We start from the raw sequence: 11,312 nt of genomic DNA, 5'->3' as shown, positions 1-11,312 counted from the left end.
TTAATTGCTGCCGCCGCTGGTGCGCGTGTAGTTGTAGCCGACGCCAATGGACTTGGTGAACGGAATCAATTGGTTCAGGTAGGTATCCACCCCCTGGATGCGCTCACCCACATTGGACTTGGGCACAAACACCACATCGCCACGTTGCAGCCGCACCGGTTTGCGCCCGTCGGGACCGGTTTTGAGCAACTGGCTGAAGTCCAGAAAGTACGCGCGGTAGGCACCCTGGGCGTCTTCGCGCAGCAACGCGACCATGCTGGCGTCGCCCGCCGGGTTGATCCCACCGGCACCGACGATGGCTTGCTCCAGGGTATTGGCCGTGGCGATCTGCACCGCCGTCGGGTTGTTTACCGCGCCGCCGACAATCACCGAGTTGGCCGGCGCCTGGTTGATGTTCACCGTCACGCGCGGCTCGCGGTAGGTGGGCGCGAGTTTGCGGGTCAGCTCGGTGGCCAGTTCCGAGGGCTGGCGTCCGGCGACCTGGATCGGGCCCAGAAACGGATAGTTGATCTTGCCGTCGGTTTGCACGGTGTACAGGGTCAGCTCGTAGATGGTGCTGACGTTGAACGCCGACAGGGTGGGCATCTCGCCGGCGTCGCGCACGATGCGCAGCTGGTCGCCGATGCGGATGCGTTCCACCGCCGGCGGCAACTGCGCCAGTTGGTCGAGGGCGCGCTTGCCGTCCTCGACGGTTCTGTCATCCGGTGGCTCGATACGGGCCGGTGTATTGCAGGCGGCCAGGGCCAGCATGGCCACGGCGAGCAGGGTGCGTTTCATCAAGGGGGACTTCCTGTGGGTCATGATGCTCACCTCCAATACCCGGGAAACATGCTGATGCGCCGCTTAAGGGACACCGGCAGGCGCCGCTCAAGGTGGCCAAGCCGGTAACCCAGCCATTTGAATGCACTGCGCACCAGCACCTCGGGCGCGCGGTGCAGCGCGCCGGCCTTGCGCAAGGCGGCCAGCTCCGCCAGCACGTAGCGCTTGCCTTCGCCGCCCGCATCGCCGAAGGCTTGGCGGATCCACGGCTCGCGGCCGTAGAACACGCCGATATCGAAGTAGCGGTGAAACTCGTCCATGAGTGAGTAATCGTGGGAGTGATGCACCTGCGCCGTGGCGGCGTAGCGCACCTTGTAGCCGTCGAGCAGCAGGCGCGCCGCGACGTAGGCGTCTTCGCTGCCGATCACATCGACGGGGAACCCACCCACGGCGTGCAGCGCGCTGCGTCGGTACACGGCGAACGAGTCGGAGCTGAAGCAGGTCTTGATCCCCAGCTCCGGCGCGTCGACCAGGCTTTTGCTGCGGCTGTGGGGCGGGTAGTTGAAGTGCCGCGATTGCGCCCCCAGCAGCCCGGCGTCGGGGTGCGGCAACTGGCGCCCATAGGCGACGCCGTTAAGCGGGTCCTGCTGCAGCTCATCAAGCAGGTTGGCGAAGGTGTCGGGGGCCGCGGGAATGGCGTCCTGGGTCATCACGATCAGTGCGTCGCCGCCCACTTGTTCGCTGGCCCAACGGCGGGTGCCGCCGTGATTGAAGGTGCGCGCGTCGATCACTTCGACCCGTGCGCCGAAGGCGCGAAAGCGCGCCGCGGTGTCATCGTTGGAGGCGCTGTCCACCACCAGCATCTCGTCCGGTTGCAGGGTTTGCATCGCCAGGGCCGGCAGCAATCGCGCCAGGTGACTGGATGCGTTACGGGTCGGGATGATCAGCGCGGTACGCATGTCACTTTTTCACGTCGGCCGGGGTGCGGCCGTAAATGTCGTCGAAGCGCACGATGTCGTCCTCGCCCAGGTACTCGCCGCTCTGCACCTCGATCATCACCAGATCGATGATGCCGGGGTTGGTCAGTCGGTGTTTGTGCCCGGCGGGGATGTACGTGGATTCGTTGGCGTTGATCAGGAATTCCCGTTCGCCGTTGGTGATCTGCGCCGCGCCGCTGACCACCACCCAGTGTTCGCTGCGGTGGTGATGCATCTGCAGCGACAGCGACGCTAAGGGTTTGACCACGATGCGCTTGATCTTGAAGCGGCTGCTTTCCTCCAGCACCGTGTAGGTGCCCCATGGCCGTGTGACGGTGCGGTGCAGGCTGTACGCCGGGTGATTCTGACGCTTGAGTTCGGCGACGATGTAACGCACGTCCTGGCTGCGGTGGGCGTCGGCGATGAGCAGCGCGTCGGGGGTGTCGACGATGATCAGGTCGCGCACGCCGACCGCGCCGAGTACGCGCTTGGGCGAGTCGATGTAGCAGTTGTGCACGTCATGCAAAATCGCTTCGCCGTTGATCTGATTGCCGTGGGCGTCGTTGGGTGTGAGCTGGCGCAGCGCCTCCCACGAACCGATATCGCTCCAGCCGATGTCGCAGGGTATTACGGCGACTTGGTTGGACCTCTCCATCAGCGCCACATCGATGGAAATATCTGGCGCCTTGCCGAACGCCTCCGCATCCAGTTCACGCTGGCGCGAGGTGCTGTTCTGCAGGCTTTGGCTGTGTTCCAGTGCGGCGCGTGCCGCTTGCAGCACGTCGGGTGCATGGGTGGCCAGTTCATCCACCAGGGTGCTGGCCTTGAAGCAGAACATGCCGGCGTTCCACAGGTGTTTGCCACCGTCGAGGTAGGCCTGGGCGGTGGCCTGATCGGGCTTCTCGACGAAGCGTTTGACCCGGTTACCGTGGGTGAGCGCTTCGCCTTGCTCGATATAGCCAAAGCCGGTTTCCGCGTGGTCGGGCTGGATGCCGAAGGTCACCAGGAAATCGGCGTCGGCCAGTTCGCGGGCCTGAGTCACGGCTTCGGCGAACGCGACTTCATTCAGTATCAGGTGGTCCGCTGGCATCACCAGCAACTGCGCCGCATCGCCGAAATGCTCTTGCACATGCAATGCCGCGACCGCGATGGCCGCCGCCGTGTTGCGCCCGAACGGCTCCAGCAACAGGTCCAGAGGCAAGCGGGCTTTGTTCACGCTGCGGTAGTCATCGAGGGTTCGAAACAGCAGGTCGCGGTTGGTCACCGTCAGCACATTTTCCACGCCGGGCAGTTTGGCGGCGCGCTGGAAAGTTTTCTGCAACAGGCTCTGGCCGTCACGCATGCGCATGAACGGCTTGGGCATATTTTGTCGCGACACCGGCCACAACCGCGTACCCGACCCACCGGAAATGATGCAGGGGATTAATCCGTTGAGGTTATTCATCAATACACTTCCTTGGTGGACAGGACGGCCGGGACCGTCATGAAAACGATGTACAGGTCAAACCACACCGACCACTTGGAGATGTATTCCAAGTCGTACTCGACACGTTTCTGGATTTTGAACAGGGTATCGGTTTCCCCCCGGTAGCCGTTGATTTGCGCCCAGCCGGTAATACCTGGTTTCACCCGATGACGGGAGCTGTATTCGCTCACCGCCACCTCGAAGGGAATGCCCGCCGCCTTGGTCGCCGTGGCATGGGGGCGCGGGCCGACCATGGACATATTGCCCAGCAGCACATTGAACAGCTGTGGCAGCTCGTCGATGCTGGTCTTGCGGATAATGCGCCCCACACGGGTGATGCGCGGGTCTTCGCGGGTGGTCTGACGCTCGGCGGTGAAGTCGCTCTGGTCGGTGTACATCGAGCGGAACTTGAATACGCGGATCTCGTTGTCGTTGTAGCCGAAGCGGTTCTGGCGGAACAGCACCGGGCCTTTGGAGTCGAGCTTGATTGCAATCGCCGTCACCAGCATCAGCGGCGACAGCGCCACCAGCGCCAGGCTGGCCAACAGTACATCCTCGCAACGCTTGATCACCGGCGACCAACCGCGCAGGGGCAATTGCGAGGTGCTGAACATCAGGATGCCGCCCACGTCGGTGATGCGGCTGTGACCGTAGCGCAACGCGGCCATGTCAGGCACCAGCATCACGTTCACCGACATCTGCCGCAGGCGGTTGACCAGGCTGTGGATGCGTTGCTCGGCGGCCCAGGGCAGGCAGATCATCACCTGGTTGACCTGTTCGGCGCGGATCAGCTTTTCCAGGTCGCGGGTATTGCCCAGCAGCGGCAGGTTGCTCAGTTCCTTGGGAATGCGCTCGGTGCGGTCATCGATAAAACCCACCAGGCCGGAGCGAATATCGCCGTTGCGCTGCAGGTGCTCGGCGACATGCACAGCGGTGTCGGTAAAGCCCAGAATCACCGTACGTTGCAGGTATTTGCCCTTGCGCATCAGGTTGCGGTAAAGGCGCAGCATCAGCAGGCGTTCCAGGCAGAACAGACCGAGGCTGGCGATGTACCACGCCACCAGGTTGCGCGGGGTTAACTGCGGGAACATCTGCAGAATCTGGTACATGAACAACAGAATGCAAAACGCCGCCGACCACGCCTTGATCTTGGTTTTCAGGCGCATGCGGTTACTGAACAATTCTTCGGAGTAGATGCCCAGCGCCTGAAACAAAATGATGGTCAACGCCGCAAAGAACACTAGTAACCCGAGGAAGTGCGTGCGCATTTCAGGGGCCATCGGGTCCAGGAAAAACACCAGCACCAGCGGCGGCAGAATAGCCGACAGACCGTGGATCAATTTGACGAAAACAACAAAGAATTCAACAAAACCGGCACGCGTTAGAAATAGGCTGTCGACGGACGACTTCTTTCGCATAAAACATCCCTCATTGCACTCCAGGCGTGTCGTTTCGGCGTTTAAGCAGGAAGCTGCATTGGCGCTGAGTTGAACAACCGCACGCTGGGTAATACGCAACTATCCAATTCAAAAGGATCAATCCAATTGAATTGAATACGCGGGGCTAAAACTAAGGAGCGTTTCCTTTAAGGATTAGTCAACGAGCTGACGATGCTGCGCAATGGCTTGGTAGAAGGGTTGGGCGCTGTGGCTTTCGGCATTTTATTGATCTTCCTTGTTCGAGACTATCGCCTTTGAATATGCTTTTGAGTGTAGAAATAAATTTGAGATTTTTCCTGCGCAATGCAAAAAACCTTTTTCGAAGGGAGGTAGGAAAGGGGGACAAAAGGTCTGGCGCGACCCATTGGAGGTCCTGCCACAGTGCGGGGGAAGGGATCAGAAGTTACCTTTCAAACTGACCATAAAATTACGCGGTTCTGCCCACCCGACGGCAGGGGCGTCCCGTTAATCGTTCTTAGCGCCGGTGACTCTTCAAAGCGTATCCAGATCAATTTTTTGTGTGGGTCGGGCGTGCTGATTAATCTACGGGCTTCCACCCAGGACGACTCGGGCATGATCGATTTTGCAACCTTGGCGGTTTTTTCCGGCGCAGTGCTGTTGTTGCTCCTGTCACCGGGGCCGAACATGGCGTTTGTTATCAGCCATGGCATCTCCCATGGCTGGCGCGGTGGCCTGGCCGCAAGCCTGGGGATCGGTGTGGCCGACATAGTGTTGACGGTGCTGACCGCCACCGGTGTCACCGCAGTGGTCGCCGGTTGGCCGCCGTCGTTCGACCTGATTCGCTATGCCGGCGTGGGCTACCTGCTGTGGCTGGCGTTCAAAACCGTGCAAAAACGCCCCGGTAATGCGGTCGCTGCCGTCGAGCCCGTGGCGCTCAAGCGTGTATTCCTGCACGCCATGCTCAACAGTCTGCTCAATCCCAAGGCATTGCTGTTTTTTGTTGTGTTCCTGCCGCAGTTCGTACGACCCGAGGCGGGGGCGATTGCCGGGCAACTGTTGCTGCTTGGGAGCGTTCTGACGCTGATCGCTGCGATATTTCATGGCGTGCTGGGGATCAGCGGCGGCGCCATCCGCCGTTGTTTTAGTGGCCGGCCAGGCAGCGCCGTGCTGCAAAGATGGGGGCTGGCCACTGTGTTGACGGCGTTGGCAGTGCGCCTGGCGCTGATGTCCCGGCCGGTTTGAGGCCGCCTTTAAACCAGGCGTGCGGCCGCGCGCGCGGTGATCTCGCCACGGGTCTTGCGCGATTCGACGGTGCGCTTGTTGGCTTCATCCAGCACCGCCTGCGGGGCGGTGTCCGGGCGGCCGGCGTTGAAGGGCGGGGCCGGCGCGTATTCAAGCTGCAACTGCACCAATTGCGCGGCCTCTGGGCTGTACAGCTCGGCGGCCAGGGTCAGGGCGAAATCGATCCCGGCGGTGATGCCGCCACCGGTCAATAGGTTAGCGTCGCGCACCACGCGGTCTTGCACCGGGATGGCGCCGAGCGGGGCGAGCATATCGTGGTAGGCCCAATGCGTGGTGGCCTTGCGACCGCGCAGCAGGCCGGCCGCGCCGAGCACTAGCGAACCGGTGCACACCGAGGTCACGTAACGCGCGGTATCGGCCTGGGCTTTGAGGAAGTCCAGGGTGACCGGGTCTTCCATCAGCGCGCCAACGCCTGAACCGCCGGGCACGCAGATCACGTCCAAGGCGGGGCAATCGGCGTAGGTCATGGTCGGGGTGAACACCAGGCCGGTACTGGAGGTGACCGGCGCCAGGTCCTTCCACACCAAGTGCAGCTTGACGTCCGGCAGCGAGCCCAGCACGTCATAGGGGCCGGTAAGGTCCAGTTGCTGGATGCCGGGAAACAAAACAAAACCGATATGCAGGGTCATCAAGAACGCTCCGAGATAGGGGTGGACGGCCTCACTGTATAGGCCTAGGCTTTGGCGAATACGCCATTGAGCCCACAAATCACGCCAATCATGACCCGAACCGTCCACGTCCTCGCGTTCCCCAATGCCCAAGTGCTCGATGTCACCGGGCCGTTGCAAGTGTTCGCCTCCAGCAATGACCTGGCGCGCCAGCGCGGTCTGCCGCTGCCTTATGCCGTGTCAGTGATTGCCGCCCAGACGGAACCGGTGATGACCTCTGCCGGCCTGGCGCTGGTGGCCGAGCCGCTGCCCGCCGTCGATGCGCCGTGCGACACCTTGGTGATCGCCGGCGGCTGGGGGGTGTACAACGCCGCCGATGACCCGTCGCTGGTGGCGTGGGTGCGCGATAAGGCCCGGCATACCCGGCGCATGACGTCGGTGTGCACCGGCGCGTTCCTGCTGGCTGCCAGCGGTCTGCTCGACGGTTGCCGCGTGGCGACCCACTGGACGCGTTGCGAGGAGCTGGCCAAGCGCTTCCCGTCGCTGACGGTGGAGGCCAATCCGATTTTCATCCAGCAGGGTTCGGTGTGGACTTCCGCCGGCGTCACCGCTGGCATCGACCTGTGCCTGGCCTTGGTGGAGGAGGACCTGGGGCGCGCCGTGGCGTTGGAAGTCGCGCGCCATCTGGTGGTATTTCTCAAGCGCCCTGGCGGGCAATCGCAATTCAGCGCGACCCTGGCCCTGCAAGAGGGCGGCAGCCGTTTCGCCGAACTGCATGCGTGGATCGCAGAACACCTCACCCTCGATTTGAACATCGCCACCCTCGCCAGCCAGGCTGGCATGAGCGAGCGCAGCTTTGTGCGCCACTACCGCGCCGAAACCGGCCAGACTCCCGCACGCGCCGTGGAGCTGATCCGTGTCGAAACCGCGCGCCGGCAATTGGCCGACAGCAGCGCCTCGATCAAGCGCATCGCCGTGCAGTGCGGTTTTGGCAGCGAGGAAACCCTGCGCCGCAGCTTCCTGCGCGCCCTCGACGTGACGCCCCAGGCCTATCGCGAACGCTTCAGCGCGCCGGCCTAGGCGAGCAACTCCAGCAGCGCATCCAGGGTCGCCTGCGGTGCCTCCTGAGGGATGTTATGGCCCACGCCGGGCAGCACGCGGCGCTGATAAACGCCGCTGAAGTGCACCGCGTCTTCATCTTCCTCAGAGGGCGGCCCCACGCCGTCGTCGGCGCCGCATAGGCAAATGCAAGGCACCGTGATCGCCGGTTGTTGCGCGAGGGCCTGTTCGATCGATTCCAGTGCAGGATCGCCGGGCGCATACATGAAACGGTGACGATACGAGTGAATCACCACCTCGACAAAATCCGGGTTGTCGAACGAAGGCGCCGTCTGCTCGTACAGGCTCGGGCCTGCGGACCAAGTCGGCGACCACAGTGACCACAACAGTTCACACAATTCACGGCGGTTGGCGGTCAAGCCGTCGACGCCGCGCTGTGTGTGGAAGTAGTACTGGTACCACAAGCGATGCTCGGTTTCGGGCTGGCGTGGAGCGGTGGACTGGGCAATGTCCTGAATGTTGTAGCCATCCCCGCTGACCAGCGCGCGCACCCGTTGCGGCCACAGTGCGGCGACGATGCACGCGGCGCGCCCACCCCAGTCGTAGCCTGCCAGGGTGGCGCGGGGGATCGCCAGCGCATCCATGAAATCCAGCAAGTCCTTCGCCAGCGCTGCCTGTTGCCCGGAGCGCAGCACCTGATCGTGGATAAACCGCGTCGGGCCGTAACCGCGCAGGTACGGGACCAGCACACGGTAGCCACGCTCGGCCAGCGGCGGCGCGATAGCGTCATAGGCGCGCGGGTCGTAGGGAAAGCCATGCAGCAGAATCACCGGCTCGCCGTCCAAGGGGCCATGAGTTTCATAGGCGATGTCGAGCATGGACGTGCGCACGTACAGCAGTGGAGCGAGGAGGGCCATGGGAAGGTTCCTATGGGTGGTTCGGGTTCTGCCCACTGTAGTTCAAAGGCCAGCGGCGGGCAGCGTGGCGCTGCTCGCCCTGTGCAGGTTTTACGGTTGCCACACAGTCTTGGCGCCACTGAGCTTACGGTCCAGAAACGTGGCCGCGCTGATCAAGGCCAAGTGGCTCAACGCCTGGGGCGTGTTGCCCAGGTGGCGCGCCTGGTTGTCGAACTCTTCGGCGTACAGGCCTAGTGGGTTGGCGTAGCGCAACAGTTGCTCGAACTCCAGGTGGGCTTTTTCCACCTGGCCGGCGCGTGCCAGGCATTCGACGTACCAGAACGAGCACGCGGCGAACGCACCTTCGGTGCCTTGCAGGCCGTCGATCTGGCTGTCGTCGTTGCGATAGCGGTAGACCATGCCGTCGCGCACCAGGCTTTTCTGAATCGCCTCCAGGGTGCTCAGCCAGCGCGGGTCCGTGGCCGCGACGAAGCGCACCAGCGGCATCAACAGCATCGAACCGTCCAGCGCGGTGCTGCCGATGTACTGCACAAAATGCCCGCGTTCTTCGTTCCAGAAGTTGCTCCAGATATCGGCGTAGATCGCTTGGCGAGTCTGGTCCCAGCGCGCGAACGGTGCCGGCAGCGAGCGCTTGGAGGCCAGACGGATCGCACGATCCAACGCCACCCAGCACATCAGGCGCGAGTGCAGAAAGTGGTGTTGCTCACCGCGCATTTCCCAGATGCCGACATCCTTGTGGTTCCAGATTTCGCAGACCTGATCGGCGACCTCCACGGTATGTTTCCAACCTTCGTGGGAGATGGCTTCGCCGTACTTGTTGACCAGGTAAACCGCGTCCATCAGTTCGCCGTAGATATCCAACTGAATCTGATCGAACGCTTCGTTGCCGATGCGCACCGGCGTGGCGCCGCCGTGGCCGCCGAGGTGGTCCAGCTCGGTCTCCGGCAGTTCCTGGCGACCGTCGATGCCATAGAGGATGTTGATTTTGGTCGGCTGGCCGCAGCAATCGCTGACCCGCCCCCTGAGCCAGCGCATGTAAGCGTTGGCTTCCTCGACAAAGCCCAGGCGCATAAAGGCGTAGACGGTGAACGAGGCGTCGCGGATCCAGGTGTAGCGATAGTCCCAGTTGCGCTCACCGCCCGGGGTTTCCGGCAGGCCGAAAGTGGCGGCGGCGATGATCGCACCGTGCCGGCGCGAGGTCAGCAGTTTGAGCGCCAGGGCCGAGCGGTTGACCATCTCGCGCCAGCGCCCGCGGTAGGTGGATTGGGCGATCCAGCCGCGCCAGAACTTGAGGGTGTGGGCCAGGGCCAGGTCGGTGCAGCCGCGGTCTACCCGTGGGTCGTCCTGGCCACCGAATACGAACTCGGCCGTTTCTTCCTGATTCAGGGTGAAGGTGGCCACGGCTGCGTTGTCGTCTAGCTGCAACGTCTGGCTGCCGGACAACCGCAGGCCAGGTTGGCCCTGGGCGGTGAAGCATACGGTGCCGTTGTCGAGGCCAGCGTGGGTTGGTGTTCGCGCATAGTCGTGACGCACCGCGCAACGCAGGTGCAGAGTGGCACTGCCGCTGACCACCCGCACGCGGCGGATCAGCAGCGGCAGGTCGTCGATCTCTTCGCTGATGGTCAGCAGGTCGGTGATTTCCACCACGGCACTGTCGCTGAGCCAGCGGGTTTGCAGAACGTTGGTGTCGGGCAGGTAGATCTGTTCGCGCCGCGCGTTGGGCAGGTCTGGGGTGAGTTGGAAGGTGCCGGCCTCGGGCGAGTCCAACAGTGCGCAAAAGATCGACGGGCTGTCGAATTCCGGCCAGCAGAAAAAGTCGATGCTGCCTTTGTCGTTGATCAGGGCGGCGCTGCGCATATCGCCGATGATGCCATGGGCATCGATGGCGCTTTGGGGTTCGTTTTTAAGATCAACCATTGTCGCGAAACTCCGGATACAGGCTCATGCCGCCATCGATAAACAGGGTGCTGCCAACCACATAGTCAGAGGCGTCGCTGGCCAGCCACACCACGGCGTTGGCCACGTCCTGCACGTCACCCACGCGCCCGTAGGGAATCAGTTTGAGCAGCTCTTTCAATGCCGCGCCTTCGGTGGCGGCGCGGTTGATGGCGGTGCGAATCGCCCCCGGTGCGATGCCGTTGATACGAATGCGCTGCTCGCTGACTTCCTGGGCGAGGGTGCGCATCAGCATCTCCACGCCGCCTTTGGATGCCGCGTAGTTCGCATGCCCGGCCCAGGGGATCACTTGGTGCACCGAGCTCATATGGATAATTTTGCCGGCCGCTCGCGACACGCCTTCGCGTACGCCTTGGCGCTTGAAGATGCGCACCGCCGCACGGGCGCAGAGGAATTGCCCGGTGAGGTTCACGCCGATGACCGCGTTCCAGTCGTCGAGGCTCATGTCGACGAAGGCAGCGTCCTTCTGCATGCCGGAATTGGCCACCAGGATGTCCAGGTGCCCGAAGGCGTCGAGGGTCTGGGCGAACAGCCGTTCCACATCGTCTTCCTTGGACACATCCGCGCCGATGGCAATCGCACGGCCACCTTCGGCATTGATCTGCGCCGCCAATGCTTCGGCGGGGGCGGCCTGGGCGTTGTAATTGAGCACCACCGCGGCGCCGGCTTGCGCCAGGGCTTTGGCCGCACCGGCGCCGATTCCGGAACTGGCGCCGGTTACCAGCGCCACTTGTTGCTCCAACGAGATATGCATGCACACCCAGCCTTTGATTCGTGAGTTCAGTTAGCTGACTGATGGCACACAAGGGAAGTTCAGATGCCTGGAAACCGACGCCTACGGATTAAAGCTTATCTGGTATAAAAATTAA

General features: G+C 62.7%; 10 protein-coding genes. 2 read left to right on the top strand and 8 right to left on the bottom strand.

Going from position 1 to position 11,312, the window contains the following annotated elements:
• Genes YA0848_RS23380 through YA0848_RS23365 form a run of 4 tightly spaced genes read right to left on the bottom strand, consistent with a single transcriptional unit; the run spans window position 1 to window position 4,619 of the window.
• Window positions 1-777, bottom strand: coding sequence for a polysaccharide biosynthesis/export family protein (locus YA0848_RS23380; RefSeq protein WP_034112829.1), 777 nt, complete (start codon window positions 775-777; stop codon window positions 1-3).
• A gap of 29 nt (window positions 778-806) precedes the next feature.
• Window positions 807-1,718: a glycosyltransferase family 2 protein gene (locus YA0848_RS23375; RefSeq protein WP_034096814.1), complete on the bottom strand. Its 912-nt coding sequence runs from the start codon at window positions 1,716-1,718 to the stop codon at window positions 807-809.
• Window position 1,719: 1 nt separating this feature from the next.
• The gene (locus YA0848_RS23370) at window positions 1,720-3,180 is read right to left on the bottom strand and encodes a mannose-1-phosphate guanylyltransferase/mannose-6-phosphate isomerase (protein WP_047882775.1); all 1,461 of its coding nucleotides are present in this window, start codon (window positions 3,178-3,180) and stop codon (window positions 1,720-1,722) included.
• Complete coding sequence (locus YA0848_RS23365) at window positions 3,180-4,619, bottom strand: undecaprenyl-phosphate glucose phosphotransferase (RefSeq protein ID WP_040267737.1); 1,440 nt, start codon at window positions 4,617-4,619, stop codon at window positions 3,180-3,182. Before YA0848_RS23365 ends, YA0848_RS23370 begins: the two co-directional genes overlap by 1 nt.
• A gap of 594 nt (window positions 4,620-5,213) precedes the next feature.
• Between YA0848_RS23365 and YA0848_RS23360 the strand changes: the two genes are divergently transcribed.
• Window positions 5,214-5,843: a LysE family translocator gene (locus tag YA0848_RS23360; protein ID WP_169903567.1), complete on the top strand. Its 630-nt coding sequence runs from the start codon at window positions 5,214-5,216 to the stop codon at window positions 5,841-5,843.
• An 8-nt stretch (window positions 5,844-5,851) separates the two neighbouring features.
• Here the strand turns inward: YA0848_RS23360 and inhA are convergent, their stop codons facing one another.
• Complete coding sequence (inhA, locus tag YA0848_RS23355; protein WP_034096818.1) at window positions 5,852-6,532, bottom strand: isonitrile hydratase; 681 nt, start codon at window positions 6,530-6,532, stop codon at window positions 5,852-5,854.
• A 90-nt stretch (window positions 6,533-6,622) separates the two neighbouring features.
• On the opposite strand from inhA, the gene YA0848_RS23350 reads away from it, so the two are divergent.
• Window positions 6,623-7,591 carry a GlxA family transcriptional regulator gene (locus tag YA0848_RS23350; protein WP_034112839.1) on the top strand — a complete coding sequence of 323 codons (969 nt, stop codon included), beginning with the start codon at window positions 6,623-6,625 and terminating at the stop codon, window positions 7,589-7,591.
• Here YA0848_RS23350 and YA0848_RS23345 read toward each other — a convergent pair.
• The 3 genes from YA0848_RS23345 to YA0848_RS23335 all read right to left on the bottom strand — a co-directional run bounded on the left by YA0848_RS23345 (window position 7,588) and on the right by YA0848_RS23335 (window position 11,197).
• Window positions 7,588-8,487: an alpha/beta fold hydrolase gene (locus YA0848_RS23345; protein ID WP_034112841.1), complete on the bottom strand. Its 900-nt coding sequence runs from the start codon at window positions 8,485-8,487 to the stop codon at window positions 7,588-7,590. The two genes, YA0848_RS23350 and YA0848_RS23345, sit on opposite strands and share 4 nt — an antisense overlap.
• 90 nt (window positions 8,488-8,577) lie before the next feature.
• Window positions 8,578-10,404 (bottom strand): glycoside hydrolase family 15 protein, encoded by a 1,827-nt coding sequence (locus YA0848_RS23340; RefSeq protein WP_169903568.1) that lies wholly within the window; start codon window positions 10,402-10,404, stop codon window positions 8,578-8,580.
• Window positions 10,397-11,197 carry a glucose 1-dehydrogenase gene (locus YA0848_RS23335; RefSeq protein WP_034096822.1) on the bottom strand — a complete coding sequence of 267 codons (801 nt, stop codon included), beginning with the start codon at window positions 11,195-11,197 and terminating at the stop codon, window positions 10,397-10,399. The genes YA0848_RS23340 and YA0848_RS23335 overlap by 8 nt, the downstream gene beginning before the upstream one ends.
• Window positions 11,198-11,312 lie beyond the last annotated feature (115 nt).

The organism is Pseudomonas sp. S4_EA_1b, from assembly GCF_016307435.1.
GTDB classification, from domain to species: domain Bacteria; phylum Pseudomonadota; class Gammaproteobacteria; order Pseudomonadales; family Pseudomonadaceae; genus Aquipseudomonas; species Aquipseudomonas rhodesiae.
Note: the sequence above shows the minus strand (reverse complement) of the source record. Positions and strands in the feature narration are given on the sequence as shown.